This is a genomic window from Xenorhabdus beddingii, assembly GCF_002127545.1.
Classification (GTDB): Bacteria; Pseudomonadota; Gammaproteobacteria; order Enterobacterales; family Enterobacteriaceae; genus Xenorhabdus; species Xenorhabdus beddingii.
The window spans coordinates 14,085-33,594 of sequence record NZ_MUBK01000024.1; the positions used below are offsets into that span (position 1 = coordinate 14,085).

The 19,510-nt window shown below is 44.4% G+C and carries 17 protein-coding genes; 2 read left to right on the forward strand and 15 right to left on the reverse strand.

Translation table 11 applies throughout. From position 1 onward, the window contains the following. Nucleotides 1-106: 106 nt before the first annotated feature. The 13 genes from ubiB to ltnD form a co-directional block, all read right to left on the reverse strand. Nucleotides 107-1,744, reverse strand: a complete 1,638-nt coding sequence (gene ubiB / locus Xbed_RS13825; RefSeq protein ID WP_086113493.1) for a ubiquinone biosynthesis regulatory protein kinase UbiB — start codon at nt 1,742-1,744, stop codon at nt 107-109. Further along, entirely contained in the window at nt 1,731-2,450 is a 720-nt protein-coding gene (gene ubiJ / locus Xbed_RS13830; protein ID WP_086113494.1) for a ubiquinone biosynthesis protein UbiJ, read from the reverse strand. The genes ubiB and ubiJ overlap by 14 nt, the downstream gene beginning before the upstream one ends. A gap of 1 nt (nt 2,451) precedes the next feature. Further along, nucleotides 2,452-3,207 (reverse strand): bifunctional demethylmenaquinone methyltransferase/2-methoxy-6-polyprenyl-1,4-benzoquinol methylase UbiE, encoded by a 756-nt coding sequence (gene ubiE, locus Xbed_RS13835; RefSeq protein WP_086113495.1) that lies wholly within the window; start codon nt 3,205-3,207, stop codon nt 2,452-2,454. 75 nt (nt 3,208-3,282) lie between these two features. Then, nucleotides 3,283-4,578, reverse strand: coding sequence for a DNA recombination protein RmuC (rmuC, locus tag Xbed_RS13840; RefSeq protein WP_422641364.1), 1,296 nt, complete (start codon nt 4,576-4,578; stop codon nt 3,283-3,285). 257 nt (nt 4,579-4,835) lie between these two features. After that, nucleotides 4,836-5,366 carry a DedA family protein gene (locus Xbed_RS13845; RefSeq protein ID WP_086113497.1) on the reverse strand — a complete coding sequence of 177 codons (531 nt, stop codon included), beginning with the start codon at nt 5,364-5,366 and terminating at the stop codon, nt 4,836-4,838. Between the two features lie 76 nt (nt 5,367-5,442). Continuing rightward, nucleotides 5,443-6,225, reverse strand: a complete 783-nt coding sequence (locus Xbed_RS13850; protein WP_086113498.1) for a tyrosine-protein phosphatase — start codon at nt 6,223-6,225, stop codon at nt 5,443-5,445. A gap of 263 nt (nt 6,226-6,488) precedes the next feature. Continuing rightward, nucleotides 6,489-7,244, reverse strand: a complete 756-nt coding sequence (gene udp / locus Xbed_RS13855) for a uridine phosphorylase (protein WP_086113499.1) — start codon at nt 7,242-7,244, stop codon at nt 6,489-6,491. A 172-nt stretch (nt 7,245-7,416) separates the two neighbouring features. Next, nucleotides 7,417-8,793, reverse strand: a complete 1,377-nt coding sequence (locus tag Xbed_RS13860) for a GntP family permease (RefSeq protein WP_086113500.1) — start codon at nt 8,791-8,793, stop codon at nt 7,417-7,419. A 162-nt stretch (nt 8,794-8,955) separates the two neighbouring features. Continuing rightward, nucleotides 8,956-10,335, reverse strand: a complete 1,380-nt coding sequence (locus Xbed_RS13865) for a GntP family permease (protein ID WP_422641363.1) — start codon at nt 10,333-10,335, stop codon at nt 8,956-8,958. A gap of 254 nt (nt 10,336-10,589) precedes the next feature. Then, nucleotides 10,590-11,357 (reverse strand): DeoR/GlpR family DNA-binding transcription regulator, encoded by a 768-nt coding sequence (locus Xbed_RS13870; protein WP_086113502.1) that lies wholly within the window; start codon nt 11,355-11,357, stop codon nt 10,590-10,592. Nucleotides 11,358-11,384: 27 nt separating this feature from the next. After that, nucleotides 11,385-12,164, reverse strand: a complete 780-nt coding sequence (gene otnI / locus Xbed_RS13875; protein WP_086113503.1) for a 2-oxo-tetronate isomerase — start codon at nt 12,162-12,164, stop codon at nt 11,385-11,387. A 140-nt stretch (nt 12,165-12,304) separates the two neighbouring features. Then, the gene (gene otnK / locus Xbed_RS13880; RefSeq protein WP_086113504.1) at nt 12,305-13,579 is read right to left on the reverse strand and encodes a 3-oxo-tetronate kinase; all 1,275 of its coding nucleotides are present in this window, start codon (nt 13,577-13,579) and stop codon (nt 12,305-12,307) included. Next, nucleotides 13,576-14,484, reverse strand: coding sequence for an L-threonate dehydrogenase (ltnD, locus tag Xbed_RS13885; RefSeq protein ID WP_086113505.1), 909 nt, complete (start codon nt 14,482-14,484; stop codon nt 13,576-13,578). The genes otnK and ltnD overlap by 4 nt, the downstream gene beginning before the upstream one ends. Nucleotides 14,485-14,884: 400 nt before the next feature. Here ltnD and Xbed_RS13890 point away from each other — a divergent pair, with 400 nt between their 5' ends. After that, nucleotides 14,885-15,277: a YidB family protein gene (locus tag Xbed_RS13890; RefSeq protein WP_086113506.1), complete on the forward strand. Its 393-nt coding sequence runs from the start codon at nt 14,885-14,887 to the stop codon at nt 15,275-15,277. Nucleotides 15,278-15,367: 90 nt separating this feature from the next. On the opposite strand, the gene metE is transcribed toward Xbed_RS13890, so the two are convergent. After that, nucleotides 15,368-17,647 (reverse strand): 5-methyltetrahydropteroyltriglutamate--homocysteine S-methyltransferase, encoded by a 2,280-nt coding sequence (gene metE, locus Xbed_RS13895; RefSeq protein WP_086113507.1) that lies wholly within the window; start codon nt 17,645-17,647, stop codon nt 15,368-15,370. A 109-nt stretch (nt 17,648-17,756) separates the two neighbouring features. On the opposite strand from metE, the gene metR reads away from it, so the two are divergent. Continuing rightward, nucleotides 17,757-18,713 carry an HTH-type transcriptional regulator MetR gene (gene metR, locus Xbed_RS13900; RefSeq protein WP_139837494.1) on the forward strand — a complete coding sequence of 319 codons (957 nt, stop codon included), beginning with the start codon at nt 17,757-17,759 and terminating at the stop codon, nt 18,711-18,713. Here metR and Xbed_RS13905 read toward each other — a convergent pair. Next, nucleotides 18,598-19,497 (reverse strand): carboxylate/amino acid/amine transporter, encoded by a 900-nt coding sequence (locus Xbed_RS13905; RefSeq protein ID WP_086113508.1) that lies wholly within the window; start codon nt 19,495-19,497, stop codon nt 18,598-18,600. The genes metR and Xbed_RS13905 overlap by 116 nt on opposite strands. Nucleotides 19,498-19,510: the final 13 nt, after the last annotated feature.

The following is a 19,510-nucleotide window of genomic DNA, read 5'->3' on the forward strand; positions in this document are numbered from 1 at the left end:
CAAAACAGCCACTAATGATTCCATTATAAACGATGAACTTTATGTTCGAAAATAATACAATCATACCAAACACTGTGGTCGCGCAACCTTTACTTACGTTTAATTGTCACTGACGTTTGCTTAAGTTACACCAACCCAGCCCCCAGGATACCATTCCTGCGCCCATCAATCCCCATGACCATTGTTTCTGGCCTGTGATGAAAAACAAACTCCCACAGATAAACAGCGTCGCCCCAATCCCCAGTAAATAAAGGGATTTTCGCTGCCTGATCTGCTGGTTCCTGAATTGTTGCGATATTTGATCAATACTGACTTGCAAACGTCGGTGCTGTTGAAGTGTGCCATACACTAATTCAGGAAGTTCCGGTAACTTTTCCGCCCAATAGGGCGCTTTTTCTTTAAAGGCTCGCACAATGGCGGGTATCCCAATCTGATCATGCAGCCAATCTTCCAGAAAAGGTTTTGCTGTTTTCCATAAATCAAGTTGGGGATAAAGCTGACGACCTAAACCCTCAACGTACAGTAGTGTTTTTTGCAACAGGACCAACTGAGGCTGAACAGCCATATTAAAACGACGGGCGGTATTGAAAAGATTCAGTAAAACATGCCCGAATGAGATTTCAGCCAGTGGTTTTTCAAAAATCGGCTCACAAACAGTACGGATGGCAAATTCGAAATCTTCCACATTGGTATCGGCAGGAACCCATCCCGAATCAACATGCAGTTCAGCGACCCGACGATAATCACGATTGAAGAAGGCAATGAAATTTTCAGCCAGATAGCGTTTATCCTCTTTATTCAAAGAACCCACGATGCCGTAATCAATACCGATATAAATAGGGTCTTGCGGATTTTCATAACTGACAAAAATATTGCCGGGGTGCATGTCTGCATGGAAAAAGCTATCGCGAAACACTTGGGTGAAGAATACCTGAACCCCACGTTCAGCCAACAATTTCATATTGGTGTTCTGTGCTTCTAAAGCCGCAATATCAGACACCGGGATACCATAAATGCGTTCCATAACCAAAACATCCTCCCGACAATAAGCAGGATAAATTTCTGGCACGTAAAGCATCGGGCTATCTTCAAAATTCCGGCGTAATTGAATGGCATTTGCAGCTTCACGCAACAAATTCAGCTCATCAAGCAACGTTTTTTCATATTCACGTACAACTTCACGCGGACGAAGACGGCGACCGTCGGGAAAAAGAGGCAGCAGATTGGCCAAACGATACATTAACCGTACATCAGCCTTGATAACCGGCAAAATATCCGGACGAATGACTTTCAGGACAACTTCTTTACCATTCTCTTTCAAGCGGGCGGTATGCACCTGGGCAATAGACGCTGAAGCCAGTGGCACCGGATCAAAGTCCTCAAACCACGTCTCCAGAGGCCCTTCTAATGCAGCTTCAATCGATTTTCTCGCCACAGCGCCATCAAAGGATGCCACCCGATCTTGCAACATCGAAAGCTGATCTGCGATTGCAGGCGGAAACAGATCCCGGCGGGTAGAAAGCATTTGACCGAATTTGATCCAGACAGGACCCAGCTCTTGCAATGCCAAACGCAAACGTTCACCAAGCGGTTTATCTTTGTGCCGATTCGGTATCCAAAACAGGAAATAACGCCCGAAACGCAGCGGCCACGTCAGGCGAATATTAGGGATCAGTTCGTCCAACCCATAGGAAAGAAAAATTCGGATAATAAAGTAAAGTCGTTTGATCTCACCGGGCGTCATATTTTTCCTCCAGTGCGGCCAACCGTTTCTCTATTTGAGCCATCTGATTGGCAACGGCATGAACTTCTTCGCTAAAATAAGCAACTTCCAGAGCACTGGGTAAGAATTTCCATTCTTCCGTCAAAGATTCGGTGAGATAGGTTTTCTTCCTTGCGAGGGAATGGCTGACAAATTCCATGCTTTTTTTCACCATCCGACTCATACTTTCTGCGGCAATATCACCGACATAAGGGGAGAGGTAATGAGCCGGGTCCCACTCCGACATATCCAGCAAGGCTGACCACTGTTGAATGACCTGCATATCCCCTTCAATGACGATCTCACCGCTGTTAATCAACGCGGAAAGACATCGGCGATCCCGCAGTTTGAGTAAGGCAGGGAGCGTCGTTTTCATTGAGCAATCCGCAGAATCTGACCACTGGCTCAAAACATCCACCCGCTTCTCACTGAATATCAGTACCAGTGGTGTTTTGATTTCTTTCAGTTTGATGGACAGTATCTTGCCGACTAATCTCAAGCGGGTTGGCTTCAATACATTTTCCCGATACAACAGATAATTCAGAGTCGTTTCCAGAAAAGCCGTCAGAACGGAAAACAATACGTTGTCATTCACGCTGTAATTCACATTGTCATTCAATCCGGCAGGACTCTCAGGTGAGTTCGATACCGTAGAATTCATGCTATGGCTTGATGAGGGGGTTTCCATTTCAGAATTTGAACCCTTTATGCAGAGCAACGATTCCCCCGGTCATATTGGTATAAGAAACCTGGTCAAAGCCAGCATCTTCCATCATACCTTTTAACGTTTCCTGATCAGGGTGCATACGGATGGATTCTGTCAAGTAACGGTAACTTTCCGCATCCTTAACAACCATCTGACCAATTCGAGGTAAAACATGGAACGAGTAAGCATCATAAACTTTACTCAGTGGTGCCAATATCGGTTTGGAGAATTCCAGCACCAATAAACGTCCACCGGGTTTAAGCACTCGGCACATGGAACGTAAGGCTTTTTCTTTATCCGTGACATTACGTAAGCCGAAGGAAATAGTAATACAGTCAAAATGATTATCCGGGAAGGGCAGTTCTTCCGCGTTGGCCTGAACATAGCTCACATTGCCCACGATGCCGATATCACGCAACTTTTCACGCCCGACTTTCAACATCGAGTCGTTGATGTCCGCCAGAACAACTTGACCTTTTTCCCCCACAAGACGGGAAAATTTCGCCGTCAAGTCACCGGTTCCGCCAGCGAGATCCAGTACCTTATGCCCACGTCGGATACCACTTGCTTCAATAGTGAAACGCTTCCAGATACGATGGATACCAAATGACATCAAGTCATTCATCAAGTCATATTTTGCCGCTACAGAGTGGAATACCTCTGCCACCATATCTTTTTTTTCTTCTTTGACTACGGTGCGGAAACCAAAATCAGTGGTTTCTTTTGATTGATCTGCCATGTTATTTGTCCGCTTTTTATTCAAAAAAATTTATAGCAAGTGTACCAGCCTTTCCGACAAAACCCCATCCAGACTTCACTCGTTAGTTTGTAACGACCGGAAAGATTTCTCAATCAACTGTGAGTCCATAGGGCGCTTCACATCCACGCCCAAATCGCGAAAACCTTCAGCCTGGCTAATCAGATTGCCTCGCCCTTCGGCCAGTTTTTTCATTGCGCAATGGTAACTCGCCTGTGCTTTATTCAAACTTTGCCCCAACCCTTGCATATCATCCACAAATAAACGCATTTTGTCATACATTCTGGCGGCTTTATCAGCAATCAGACGGGCATTTTGGCTTTGGTATTCATAACGCCAAAGGTTATTAATAGTACGAACAGCAACCAATAATGTGGATGGGCTGACCAGCATGATATTGTGTCTCAACGCTTCATCCAATAATTCCGGTGCCTGATTGAGTGCCACCAGATAAGCGGGTTCCACCGGGATAAACATCAAAACGTAATCCAGCGAGCGTAAACCGGGCAATTGCTGGTAATCTTTCCGGCTCAGGCCACGAATATGCCCTTTTATGGAGTTGATATGTTCCTGTAATGCCTGTGCCTGATGTTGTTCATCATGACTGTTGAAATAACGTTCATAAGCAACCAGCGACATTTTGGCATCAATAACGACGTCTTTTCCCTGCGGTAAATGCACAATAACATCAGGCTGAAAACGTTCACTGGTGTCGGTTTTAATGTTGACTTGTGTATCGAATTCATACCCTTCACGCAAGCCAGATGCCTCCAGAACTCGGGCCAACACCATCTCTCCCCAATTCCCCTGTATTTTATTATCACCTTTCAAGGCGTTGGTGAGGTTGATTGCCTCTTTCGCCATCTGTGCATTAAGTTGCTGAAGATTGCGAATCTCATGGGTTAGGGTATGGCGTTCCCGGGCTTCCTGCCCAAAACTGTCCTGAACCTGACGACGGAATCCTTCCAGTTGTTCACGAAATGGCATCAGGAGATTATTGAGATTCTGGCGACTATATTCGTCGGTGCGAAGCCGATTTTGCTCAAAAATACGATTGGCAAGATTTTCAAATTGGGTATTCAGGCGCTGTTCGCTATTGATCAATAAACGTTGCTTTTCCTCTGCGGCCAATCTGGTTTCTTCAAGCCGAGTGCTCAGTTCCCGCAATTCAGCTTCCTGCACGCGATTAATTTCACGTTGTGCCAATAGCTCCTGGTTTAACTGATCACATTCGGTACGCCAATAATGGGATTGTTCCAGCTTTTCATGACTGACCGCCAATTGACTGGATAATTCACGCAGCTCCAGCTCTTTTTGTTGGATTTTCTGATGAACGGAAAGCCAGACGAAGATCCCTCCGCCCAGCCATCCACTTAAGCTGCCAATCAACAGATATAACCACTGGATATCCACCTATACACCCTCGATAACGTCATTGTCGCTAAATTCCGGTTAACTTTTTCGGCTCACTGACCTCAATGTAAGTTAAATAGAGACTGTATAGATGTCCAGAGTATTTAATCGCTTTCTTTTCGCTTTCTTTCAGTTTGCAAAGCGGATCGCAATTACTCCAGCCACTCTTACCTCATCCACTCTTACCTCATCCACGCTTATCCCACCCATTCGGCCAGCCATCGCAGGCCAAAAGCGCCCGGGGCTAAAATACCGAATGCCCAGATCAGTGCGGAAGCGAAATTGGCGAGCTGAAAATGACGTTTTGGCATGGCACAAATTCCGGCCACCAGTGGTACAACGGCCCTCAAGGGGCCAAAAAACCGCCCGATGAAAACGCCCCAGACTCCCCAGCGTTCAAAGAATCGGTGCCCACGAACCAGAGTTTGAGGATGGCGGGAAAGCGGCCACATTTTGCCGACATTCTCTTTATAGTGGAAACCAAACCAGTAAGAGAGCCAATCCCCAAAGAAAGCGCCTGCGGCTGCGGCTATCCATATTGGCCAGAACTTCAGTCCGCTTTCACCAATCAGTGCCCCTAATCCCAACAAAATGATCGTCGCTGGCAACAATAGAGAGATGAATGCCAACGATTCACCAAATGCCAGAAGGAAAATGATGGGGATGGCCCAAACTTCATGCGCTCTTACAAAGTCCGTGACCAGTTCAATGATTTCATGCAGGCTCACATTAATCTTTCCTGTATTATCAGTGGAATGTCATAGGCTAGCACAGTACAAATGAACCCATGCCAACCTGATATTTTTATTCAAGAAAATAGGCTTGTAGTTTTTCTCGGGCGGCAATATCCAGCCCGATATCTTTTTCCAGCCAAATATCCACGCTGCCATAATGTTGATTAATACTGTTTAGCGCAGTCACTAAAAATTCTTCCCGGACGGAATAAACATAAGCAAATTTTTCCACGACATTTTCACTCATGACTTTTGCATGTTCGTTCAATAAGTAGTCCCGGTACGAAGCCAGTGTAATATTGGTCAGCAAATAGTCTTCCATAACCGTATCCAAATCGGCGCCCAGTGCAAACAAAACCAGCGCAGAACCCACTCCCGTTCTGTCTTTACCTACCGCACAATGTTGTACAATCCCGCCTTTCTCCGGTTGCAGTAATAATGCCGCTAATTTTTTATACGCCGGGTTGTTGATGGGCAGCAGTTCATAGAGACGTGACATAAAGTCTTTTGCATCGAATTGCGCCAGTACCTCTCTATCTATCTTCTCCAGATTGGCATCCACTTCTTTGGAAAGCGGGTTTGCGGGGGCGTGGTGATAATGCGCGCCCTGCCATATCTGATCCGGCTTATCCATGATTTCGCTACTATCACGATAGTCGATGATCTGAAAAAGGTTTTGATCCACTAAAAAAGCCTGATCATTTTTTGTCAGCCTGTCCAGTGCTCCGGAACGAAATAGCCGTCCTGACCTGATCTTGGCGCCATTATTTAGCGTCTTATTGCCTAAATCTCGAAAGTTAATGCCACCGCTCAAAGGAAGTAATGATGGATGAGATATAAATGTTGTGGTCATAGTCACTCTTGTTGTGATTAAAGTATCCCTTCGCCTTGCTTGGGAGAGGTTGGGTATAAGATGTTATGAAAACAAATAATCATTGATAATGCTGTATCCGATTGAAAGTTATTAAACTAAATAGAGTAAGTAAACTAAATATAGTGATTAAATCCAATATCGTTATTAACACTGAACGTTATGACATTATCAGATTTTAGAATGAAAGGAAGAAAAGATCACACAAACGATAAGGGCCGGAATATTCCTGCCCTTGGTAGATGTCACAGCAGACGGCGGGCGGCCTCAACAACAATTCCCAGAGCGTTGCTTTCTGTTTTCTTCAGTAGCTCAACATCGGGAATTTCCTGTTGGGTACGGTTAACAATAACACCCGCCACCATACCGGCACGCAGTCCCTGACTTGCACACATGGTCAGCAATGTTGCAGATTCCATCTCAAAGTTCATCACGCCCATTTCCTGCCACTCTTTCATGGAGCCTTGGAAACGACGCACAACCCGACCGGAATAAGTATCGTAACGTTCCTGCCCCGGATAGAAAGTATCAGAAGAAGCCGTAATACCGACATGCGTGGCAGAACCGGATGATTTCGCCGCTTCATACAATGCGTTGGTACATTCAAAATCCGCCACGGCCGGGAATTCCATCGGGGCAAAATGCAGGCTGGCACCATCCAAGCGAACTGCGCCTGTCGTTACCAATACATCCCCAACATTGATGTGTGGTTGAATTGCGCCGGTCGTGCCGATACGCAGGAAAGTACGCACTCCCAATTGCGCCAGCTCTTCTACCGCAATTGACGTTGAGGGGCCACCAATACCTGTAGAGCAAACAATAACGGCTTTGCCGTCAATTTCTGCACGCCATGTTGTAAATTCACGATGGGAAGCCAGATGCACTGGGTTATCCATCAAGCGTGCAATTTTCTCAACACGGTTAGGATCACCCGGCACAATCGCCAAAGTCGCGCCTTGCAGGTCACTTTTGGTGATACCTAAATGAAATACATCGGACATATCAGACTCCTCAACGAACAACTCAAAATTGAATACCTAAATTTAGTCAATACTCTGACATCTTTCAGTGATTAAAATCATCTTGAATTGAAATAAAAAAGAAATACATACATGCATATGTGACATAAATCACATTAATGAAGGCGCCCTTCACAGAGCGCGATTTCATTATTTACATCACAAAATTGAGGAGCAGGACGCCACACAGCCCAATTCCCCACGCAATGGTCGTAGGAATTGACCAGACAATGATCTGCTGCTTTACATTTTTAATCCCCATCATCCGGTTAACCACCCAGAAAAAACAATCATTGAAGTAGCTGAAAAACAGTGTCCCCATGACCGCTGCCTGAGCTGCCACTAACATATTGATATCCGGTATGTGACTGATAACCGGTGCTGAAATAGAGGCGGCGGTAATCATGGCCACCGTGCCGGACCCTTGAATGATACGTATTAAGGTCGCGATGATAAACGGTATCAGGACCGGTGTTATGGGCAGATCGGCGATATATTGCGCCAGTATCGTTCCTGTCGAGCTTTCATTTAATACAGCTCCCAATGCGCCTCCGGCTCCCGATACCAGCAAGATAATACCCACGGTTTTTAACCCGGACTCCAGATGTTCAATCACCTCTTGTTGACTGACTTTTGGCATGAGTGTATAAACGGCCAGCAACACACTGATTGCTAAAGCGATAATCGGTGAGCCAAGGAAATTGAACATCTGAAAATAGAAATGGTTTTCCTGCCCGGCAAATCCATCAATTTTCAGCACCATGCCATTAATGACATTCATAAAAATCAGAACAATCGGCACGACAATCGGTAAAAGGGAAAGAAACAAACTCGGTAGCGGTTTATTGGCTTTTTCTTCCAGATAACGCTGATGAACTTGTTGCAAGTTTTCTTCTGCATCAGAGAGTTGGTATTCAGGGTATTTCGTCTCCAGCCATTTTGCATAAAGGGTAATGCCGATAACACAGGGAATCGCCAATATCGCCCCTGCCAGCATCATGGAGCCGATACTTACGCCGAATATCCCGGCCACACCAAGCGGACCCGGAGTCGGCGGAACAATATGATGAGTCACCACCAACCCACCTGCCAGCGATACACCCAGAGTCAATACATTTCGTTTACCTTTCTTGGCTAATGCTTTCACCAGCGGGTAAAGGATCACAAAAGCCGAATTCACAAATATGGGGATACTGACAATATAACCGGTAATCGCCAAAGCCCATTCTTCGCGCTTTTGGCCCAGCCATTTTACCAAGCTATAGGCGATCCGTTCTGTTGCGCCAGACACCTCCAATATCCGCCCCATCATGCTGCCTAATCCAATCACAATACCAATACTGCCTAATGTCGTACCAAATCCTTTGCTGATCACCTCAATGACATGGCTTATTGTCAAACCGCCTGATATCCCAGCGATTATTGCAGCCATTAGCATGGCAATAAGGACATGAACCCGAGTACGTAAGACCAGAAAAATCAGCGTAAATACTGCCACTCCCAATCCAATAATTGGAATATAAAACTCCATCGTAAAACCCTATTTCAATCTGTGTTATTAGCGATAAATGCACAAATGGCATCGCTGAAAGGATAACAGCAGATCCAGAAAAACGGCTCCACTAATAATAACTTTCATCAAAAACTTCTTTTCATAGCTCCTGGAGTTATCTTTGTAACGGAGTGAATTATCTTACATAATAAGGTTGAGAAGCAGTAAACCACACAGCCCAATTCCCCATGCAATGGTGGTAGGGATTGACCAGACAATCATCTGTTGCTTTGCATCTTTAATGCCCATCATCCGGTTAACCATCCAGAACAGACTATCATTGAAGTAGCCGAAAAATAATGAACCCATAGCCGCAGCCTGAGCTGCGACTAACATATTAATATCTGGTATCTGACTGATAATGGGAGCTGAAATAGAAGCTGAAGTAATCATTGCTACCGTGCCAGACCCTTGAATGATACGTATTAAGGTCGCAATGATAAATGGAATCAAGACTGGTGTTATTGGCAGACCAGCAATATATTGCGCTAATAGCTTCCCTGTAGAACTTTCGTTTAGTACCGCTCCCAAGGCGCCCCCTGCACCTGTCACCAACAGGATAATACCTACTGTTTGTAAACCGGCTTCCAAATGCTCAATCACCTCGTGTTTACTGACTTTTGGCATTAGCGTATAAACCGCCAGTAATACACTGATTGCCAGTGCAATAATTGGTGAACCAAGGAAGTCAAAGACTTGAAAATAGAGATGGTTTTCCTTTCCAGCTAATACATTAATTCTCAGTAACAATCCATTGATGACATTAATAAAAATCAGAGCTATCGGAACGATGATAGGCAGAAAAGAAAGAAATAGGCTTGGCAGCGGTTTATTGGCTTTTTCCTCCATATAATGCTGATGAATTTGTTGCGAATTTTCTTCTGTATCTGCAAAAAAATACTCTGGATATTTAATCTCCAACCACTTTGCATAAAAGGTAATGCCAATAACACACGGCACAGCCAATATCATACCTGCCAACATCATTGTGCCGATACTCACACCAAATATACCAGCGACACCAAGTGGCCCCGGTGTTGGTGGAACAACATGATGAGTTACCACCAGCCCTCCTGCCAATGCCACCCCTAATGTCAATATATTGCGTTTACCTTTCTTTGCTAGCGCTTTTGCCAGTGGGTAGAGGATCACGAAGGCTGAATTCACAAATATGGGAATGCTGACAATATAACCGGTAATCGTCAAAGCCCATTCTTCATGCTTTTTACCTAACCATTTAATTAAGCTATAAGCTATTTGTTCAGTTGCGCCAGATACCTCCAATATTCGCCCCATCATGATCCCTAGCCCAATCACAATGCCGATATTCCCTAATGTCGAACCAAAGCCTTTAGCGATAACCTCAACCACATTTCCCATAGTTAAACCACCTGCTATCCCAGCGATTACCGCAGCGATCAACATAGCAAGCAGTACGTGAATGCGAGTACGCAAAACCAGAAAAATCAACGTAAATACCGCCACGCCCAATCCAATAATTGGAATGTAGAATTCCATCATCAAACTCCATTTCAATGTGTATTACTGGCGATAAATGCCCGAATGACATCGCTGAATGAGTGGTCACGAGTTAAAGAAGTTGGACATTGAGCATTAACCAATATAAATTGATTGAAATTCAACCTATGACTATTTTTAAATAAAACAAAAAGTAACTGGAAATCCCAAAAAAACGGGGGCGCCAGTAATAATATTTTTCATTTAAAACTCCCTTTCATAATCTTTTGAGACTATTTTGTAAGTAATAATTATTTTTATATATCAACAATATGGAGTTTCAGCCCTATTTCCTGCAATTGCTGCTGTTCTGGCATAGCTAACAGTCCATCACATACTATGTCATTCAAACTTGAGAGTGAGCAGATACGAAACATGCCATATTTTCCATACTTACTACTATCTGAAATTAATATCTTCCTACGGGCAATTTCTAACAACATCTGTTTCACAAAAACTTTTTCTTCATGAGGAGTAGAAACTCCATGCTCAAGATCCCACGAACTGGTACTGATAAATGCAATATCTATATTTAGAGTACGCAATACCATAGCTGCCGTATTCCCGACACACGAATAATTGCGTTTGTCCACCTGCCCTCCAGTGTGAAATAAGTTCAGTTGTGGCTTATTCATCAAATATTGGGTGATCGAAAAGTCATTCGTAACAATCGTCAAGTTGAAACGTTCTGCCAATACCTGAGCAATTTCAAATGTTGTAGTTCCCGCATCCAGATAAACCACTTGTCCATCTTTTACCAATGAAGCTGCATATTTGCCTAGCGCACGCTTATTGCGATGATTGATGAGCGCTTTTTCACTCCATGGTAATTCTTGTCGTAAAGCATCGTTTAACTGAACGCCACCAGTGATACTAATTACTTTCCCTTCATCTTCTAAAATGCGGATATCCCTTCTTACAGTCATATGCGAGACGTTTAGCAATTCAACTAATGCGCCAATGGAAACCGTTCTATGTTCATGTAAGTGGCGATAAATAAAATCTCTGCGTTCTGGAGGACTCATTACTTCTCCTGCTACATTACCGCACAATCATGATTGGGCTTTTACCAGCCACCCAAGCCCTTTCTCCGTATGGCCTACCGGATAATATTCACATCCGAGCCACCCCTGATATCCCATTTCATCCAACTTTTTAAACAGCCAGAAATAATTAACTTCACCACTATCAGGTTCATGGCGTTCTGGTACTGAAGCAATCTGAATGTGGCTAAACTTCCCCCACAATCGTTCTATCGTCCGCAGTAGATCACCTTCCATAATCTGGCAATGGTAAAGATCCAATTGAATAAAGACATTTTTTCGATCAATAACCTCCAACAACGATTCGGCTTGCCTTTGTGTTGTCAAAAAATAACCGGGCATATCGCGAATATTAATCGGTTCAATTAAGACTTTAATATCATGTTCAGCCATCACATCCGCAGCATACTGAATATTTGTGATATAACATTCACGTTGTTGTTCCTGCGTAAACTGCCTGTCCCATTTTCCAGCCATTGCATGAACTTGTTTACAATCCAATGCCAATGCATATTCCAGAGCTTTATTAACCCCTTTCGAAAAAGATTTTTCACTCCCCGGCAAACAAGCTATCCCCCTATCACCGGCATTCCAGTTTCCTGCTGGCATATTAAATAGCACTTGTGTGAGTTGGTATTTTTCCAATAAAACAGCAAGTTCTTGTGCTGACTCTTCATAAGGAAACAAGTATTCAACACCTTTGAAACCGGCGTTTGAAGCCAAAACAAAACGTTCAGTAAACGGAACCTCGTTAAACATTACGCTCAAATTTGCTGCAAATTTAGCCATAGCCAACTCTTCATTATTATCTGGTATAATTCGCTTTCAGTTTTTTATGTTGAACTTTAATTAATCCAATCATTCTCTAAATAGAAGAGATTCCATCACAGACCAGCACCTACCCCGCTAATATTGCATACAAATCTTACTCATTTGTGAAAAACTTCTTGTGCAAGTAGAAAGAAATTTTCTCCACCAAAATTGCCTGATTTCAAGGCTAGCCAACAATCGTTCTGTAAACTACGCACCCAAGGAACCCCTGGTACAATAGACGCACCAATACTAATTTCATGAATTTCTAAACTTTGCACGATCTGGGCGGAAGTTTCCCCACCCGCGACAATAAAGGTATTGAATCCTTGTTGTTTCAATTCATTAACGATCTCAGCAAAGACCTGTTCAATGGAATGACTCGCTTTGATAATCCCATACTGCTGCTGAATCATTTCCAACGATTTAGGGGACTGCGTAGAATATAATATTGGCGCTAATCCATCTTCTGGTTGCTGGATAACCCAATTTGCCAATTGGCTGGCATATCCAGAATTATTAATACATTCCTCAACATTCAATGCCATGCCCGGTGCAATTTTTTTATATTCAATGACTTGCTGATTTGTCATGACAGAGCAACTTCCCGAAAGAATAACCGTCCTTCTACCTATGGCTGGTGGAGTCTCCCCAATTGTCGTCGCTTCCAAAGCGTCCCCTGAATGGTAACTCGCTAATGCCGCCCCCAAACCGGAACCACCTGTCACCAGTACCATATCCGATGCAACTTGAGCAATGGGGACCAAATCCTCCATTATCATTGCATCAACAACCGCATAGCGAATACCATTTTGGCGTAGTGAATTAAGATGATGACGAATAGCCAGTTTTCCTTGACGAACACAATCAAGATTGACTAATCCTGCTCTCCCTTTTGCTTGCTGTTCTATCAACCGCAGCAAATTAGCATCTTTCATCGGAGTAACAGGATGATATTGCATTCCACTTTCATTCAGTAATTGCCCGTTAACAAATAAATGTCCATGTACAACTGTCCTTCCGTTGATTGGAAGTGCCGGGCAAATCAGGCTAATATCGGCTTGGAGTTCATCCATCAAGGCATCTATGACTGGGCCAATATTTCCTTCTGATGTAGAGTCGAATGTAGAACAATATTTGAAAAACAGCTGTCGGCAACCCGCTTTATGCCGTAACCAATGGCAAGATCTCAGTGATTGAAGAATCGATTCAGCTGCAGGGCAAGAGCGAATTTTTAAGCTAATTACAACAGCATCTGCATCATATGGAATAAGTGTATTCTCATCTGGAACCCCCAACAGCTGGACAACTTTCCAACCACTTTGCACCATAAAACTGGCTATATCTGTTGCTCCAGTGAAATCATCAGCAATCACGCCCAATTTGATAGTCATGATTTTCTCTCTGGTAAATTGATTCCTTTGAACGTCTTAATCACCGCACTATCATCCCACTGCCCTAGTCCCTCATTGCTAGCCGCTAAAAACATCTGATGTGCCGTTGCCGCCATTGGCAGAGGAAATTTCATCGCTTTGCCTGCTTCGAGCACTATTCCCAAATCTTTAACAAAAATATCTACGGAAGATTGAGGTGTATAATCTCCTGACAGAATATGAGGAACACGGTTTTCAAACATCCATGAATTTCCCGCTGCATGAGTTACAATGTCATACATTAAGTTCAATGGAATGCCCGCTTTGGCGGCAAGCGCCATACTTTCTGCCGCAACAGCAATATGTACGCCTGCCAATAATTGATGAATCATTTTAACGGTTGACCCCTGACCGATTTCAGAACCGATATAATAAATACGTTCTGCAATCACATCCAAAATCGGTCTGAGTTGTTCAAACAACTCAGAAGGGCCTGAAGCCATAACCGTTAATTGTCCTTGGAGAGCCTTTTGTGCCCCCCCTGAAATTGGCGCATCAAGCATTTTAATATGATATTTGTGCAAACGGTTGGCAAAATCTTGTGCCTGTTCAGTGGATACAGTGCTATGTAAGACAACCGCTGTATCCACATTTAGTTGATTAACTAATGGTGTTTCTCCACCAAACAGGATGTGCTCAATTTGGCTTCCGTTAACCACAACCAATAAAAGCACATCCAGTTCCTTGCACCACTGGGCAGCGCTATCAGCGACACCTATTGCTCCTATCTGTTTGAGTTGCTCACACGCTTTGATATTTAAATCAAAGCCATAAGTTGGAATACCTTCCCTTATTAAGGACTGTGCGATTCCCATTCCCATCGCTCCCAGCCCTATAACCCCTATTTTTTGTATAGAATTATTCATGAGGTTCCCTGGTGTTGTATGTCGATTTGTTACCTTTGTAATCTTCACATAGATAATTTCACAAAAAAATGATGGACATCACATTCATTGTTTATATTTAACGACACAGACAATTACCAACAAGTTGATTTTAAACAAAATTAAATGAAGTCGTAAAAAATCACATTTCACAGACTGGTGTGAAAAAAATGCAGATAACATAAGGGAAACTACTCAATATCTAAATCCGCTTTCATCATCTAGATTAAGATGCATTTAAAATATTATGCTACTGTAATAGTTAAATCTGTCACTCATCGTTATCTCATAACATTTCTACTGCTTTATTCCTGTATATGTACCTAAATAAGCGTTTTATCTGGTCAAGCCGATAAAACCTCAACAAAAGTGGAGAGTTACAATGGGCTTTTTTGATCAAATCGCCAATATGCTGAGCGGCGGGAAAAATCAGCAACTCCAGCATATGATGGACTGGGTTGAAAGTCAGGGAGGAATAAGTGGGCTGATTGATAAGTTTTCCCAGCAAGGGCTGGATGGCACTATCCATTCATGGATTGGCTCCGGCGAGAATTTACCGATTCATGCGGATCAGCTTTCTTCTATTTTTGGCTCTTCTACGATCCAACAGTTGGCAGAAAAAATTGGGATAGCCCCAAATGAAGTCTCTTCTTTGCTTTCCAAACATTTGCCCAATTTCATCGATAAGGTGACGCCAAACGGGGAATTGCCGGAAAATCTGGATCTAAAATCTGCAGGTATGAATCTATTGAAAGATAAGTTGTTAGGGAAATGATCTTCTCTTTAACCCGCCACATTTCATTCTCTGTGGCGGGCATTTTCAACTTATCTATTCACTTTCAGAATTAACTCATTACTTTCAAGATTAACTATTCAATGAGGAACGTAGACGTTTTGCAGCTTCGACCATGTTCGCCAGTGCTTGTCTGGTTTCTGTCCAGCCACGGGTTTTCAGGCCGCAGTCCGGGTTGACCCACAAACGTTCAACCGGGATACGATCAGCCGCTTTACGCAGTAAAGCCTCAATCCATTCAACACTTGGCACGTTGGGTGAGTGAATATCATATACGCCCGGCCCAATTTCATTCGGATAGGAAAAATCTTCGAATGAATCCAGTAGCTCCATATCCGAACGGGAAGTTTCAATGGTTATCACATCCGCATCCAGTGCTGCAATGGATGGCATGATGTCATTGAACTCGCAGTAACACATATGGGTGTGGATTTGGGTATCATCTTCCGCAATGGCTGCACTCAGCTTAAAGGCATCTACCGCCCACTCCAGATATGCCTGCCATTCTTCTCTGCGCAGTGGCAATCCTTCACGCAGTGCCGGCTCATCAATCTGAATGATGCCAATACCGGCTTTCTGCAAATCATCAACTTCATCACGCAATGCCAGTGCAATCTGTTTAGCAATGGTTTCACGGCTAACATCTTCCCTCGGGAATGACCAACAGAGAATGGTCACCGGCCCGGTTAACATCCCTTTTACAGGCTTATCAGTCAAGGATTGTGCATATGTCGCCCAATCGACGGTGATCGCTTCCGGGCGGCTGATATCGCCAATGATCACGGGGGGTTTTACGCAGCGTGAACCGTAGCTTTGTACCCAACCATTTTGGGTGAAGATATAACCATCAAAGTGTTCACCGAAATATTCCACCATGTCGTTACGTTCAGCTTCCCCATGCACCAGTACATCCAGCCCCAGACGCTCCTGTTCTTGAATCGCCTGCTTGATATGTTCACTGATATTGGTCCGGTAATGCGTACTATCCACCCGCCCTTTTTTGAAATCGAGACGCAAGCCACGGATTTCCGTTGTCTGTGGGAATGAACCGATGGTAGTTGTCGGCCACAGTGGTAAGTTATAACGCTGACGCTGAAGTTTGGCACGCTCAGGATATGTCTGATTGCGTTCACTGTCCTGCGGCTCGATTGCAGCGATACGCTCAGTAACCACCGGATTGTTTACCCTTGTGGAGCTACGACGGGCACGGATCGGCGCACTATAGGCATCCAGTTCAGCCTGTTTGCTGCCTTCTGGCGCATTCAGTGCCTGTGACAACAAAGAAAGTTCTGCGCATTTTTGCAAAGCAAAGGCAAACCAGCTTTTCACTTCATCATCCAACCCGGTTTCATCATTCAGGTCAATCGGGCTATGCAGCAATGAACAGGAAGTCCCAATCCAGATCGCTCTTTTACCCACCAATGGCGCGGTAAGCTGGTATTTCTCGCTCAAATCTGCTCGCCAAACATTACGGCCATTAATGACACCCAATGAAAGCAACCAATTGTCTGGCAGTGATTTCGCCAAATCTTCAAGGGAGTCCTGCCCTGCCACCAAATCAACATGCAGCCCCTGCACTGGCAATGATTTAATCGTCCCCAGATTATGGCCGATGCTATCGAAATAGGTTGTGAGCAGTAATTTCACTTGCCCCTCAAGAGCCTGATAAGCCGTTGAGAACGCCGCTAGCCACTCTTCCGGCAATTCCAGCACCAGTGCAGGTTCATCAATCTGTACCCATTCAATGCCACGTTTTGCCAGCTCTGCCAATATTTGCTGGTATACGGGCAGGATATCCGTTAATAAAGACAGACGATCAAAAGCCTTGCCTTTCACCTTACCCAGCCATAAATAAGTCACGGGTCCCAGCAGAACGGGTTTTATTTTATGCCCTAACGCCAGCGCTTCATCCACTTCATCCAATAACTGGTTATAACCCAGTTTGAACTCTTGCCCTTCCTGAAATTCAGGTACGATATAGTGATAATTTGTGTTGAACCATTTAGTCATTTCCGAAGCGGCGGCGGGAGTGCCTGTCGGTGCCCGGCCCCGGGCAATCCGGAACAGGGTGTCCAGATCAATATTGCCATCTTCGTTTTGATGACGTGGAGGAACGTTGCCCAATAACAAACTTGTGGTCAATACTTGGTCATACCAGGCGAAATCACCCACGGGGACTAAATCAACGCCCGCTTCTTTTTGTTGTTGCCAGTGGCGTGCACGCAATTCACGACCTACTTCCAGCAATTCCTGTTGAGAAATTTTGCCTGCCCAATAATTTTCTTGCGCCTTTTTCAGCTCTCTTTTCAAGCCAATACGTGGAAAGCCCAATGTATGATTCAAAACCGTCATCTTATCACCCCTGAAATTTTTAGCCGTCTAGATGTTTACACTTCTATAATCAACATGTAGTGTATAAACCACAAGCGCAAATTATTCATTATCAACTTGAAGGTTTTTCATGATCGAACTAAAACATTTAAAAACATTACAGGCATTGAATCACTGCGGATCGCTGGCTGCGGCTGCAAATTACCTTCATCAAACGCAATCTGCCCTTTCTCATCAATTCAGTGAATTAGAGCATCGGCTGGGGTTCAAGCTATTCATTCGTAAAAGCCAACCCTTGCGGCTGACATCACAGGGAGAAGTGTTATTAAGGCTGGCGGAACAAGTATTACCTTTGGTTACGGCTTCCCTGCGTGAGTGTCATGAACCGGAAGAGACAAATCTACGCATTGCCATTGAGTGCCATAGTTGTATTCAGTGGCTGACACCCGCACTTAAACGCTTTCGTGAAAGCTGGCCACAGGTCAACGTGGATTTTAAATCCGGTGTTACGTTTGACCCTCAACCGGCTCTGCAAAAAAGAGAGCTGGATATTGTTCTGACCTCTGACATCATTGCGGACAGTCATCTGCATTATACGCCGCTGTTTGATTATGAAGTGAAACTCGTGTTGGCACCGGATCATCCACTGGCAAATAGACGCGATATCCATCCACAAGATCTTGCTTCTGAAATTCTGCTGATCTATCCCGTTCAACGGCAACGGTTTGATATCTGGCGGCGTTTTCTTGAGCCTGCGGATGTCGTTCCGACATTGAAAACGGTTGATAATACTTTGTTGTTGATCCAAATGGTGGCGGCTCGTTTGGGAATTGCCGCATTGCCACATTGGGCCGTGGAATCATTTGAAAGACAAGGGTTGGTTGTAACCCAAACGTTAGGGGAAGGGTTATGGAGCAGGTTGTACGCTGCCAACCGAGAAGGAGAGCAACGTCAACCTGCCATTGATACCTTTATTCGTTCTGCCCGCCAGCACGCGGTGGACAATTTGCCGTTTGTGAAGCGGGTTTCAGTATCCAACGGTGATGCACCCAAAGTGACGCAACAATCAGGCTGCCTCCAATGGTAAAGTTCAGCCAATCAGGATGCTGCTGCCAAATCGCAAAATTGACCAACAAGCCTGCCGGAACCAGCATATTATTCATAATTGCCAGTGTTCCGGCATCCACTTGGGTCGCGCCATAGTTCCACATAAAATAGCCAATGCCGGATGCCCCAATGCCTAACCAAATTAGGACGCCCCACTGTATCTGAGTTGTTGGCAATTTTTGTGGATCACCAAACATCAGCCAGCCAATGGCAGCAACAACACAAGCACCCAGATAGAACCATGAAAACGCTATTTTCTGGGGAATAGGATGGATTTCCATCAAGCGCTTATACCCAACCTGACCCATCGCAAAGAAAATATTCGCCAATTGCACCAGCACCAAACCAATCCAAAAAGATTCACTCAATCGGTCATAACGAATAATTGCTGCGCCCGCCACAGCCAGCAAAGAACTCAGCGCATACCCCCAACGCAGCCGCTGGCGCCCCATCAAATCATAAATGAATGTGACATAAAGTGGGGTCATGATGGTAAACAGCAAAAACTCTGCCACCGTCAGGTAGTGATACGCGTGAAACACAAATAAGTACATCACACCAAGCTGACAAGCGCCGACAGTCATATACAGCAAAATGACTTTCGGCGATAACCCCCGCCAGCGCAAAAAGGGCAAAAATACCATTGCAGCCAGTACTACCCTGACAAACACGGAAAACCAGCTATCAACCTGACCGGAGAGATAGACACCGATCAGGCTAAATGAGGCGGCCCACAAAAAAGTTGTGATCGTTAACAGCCACATAATTTATTGGTCT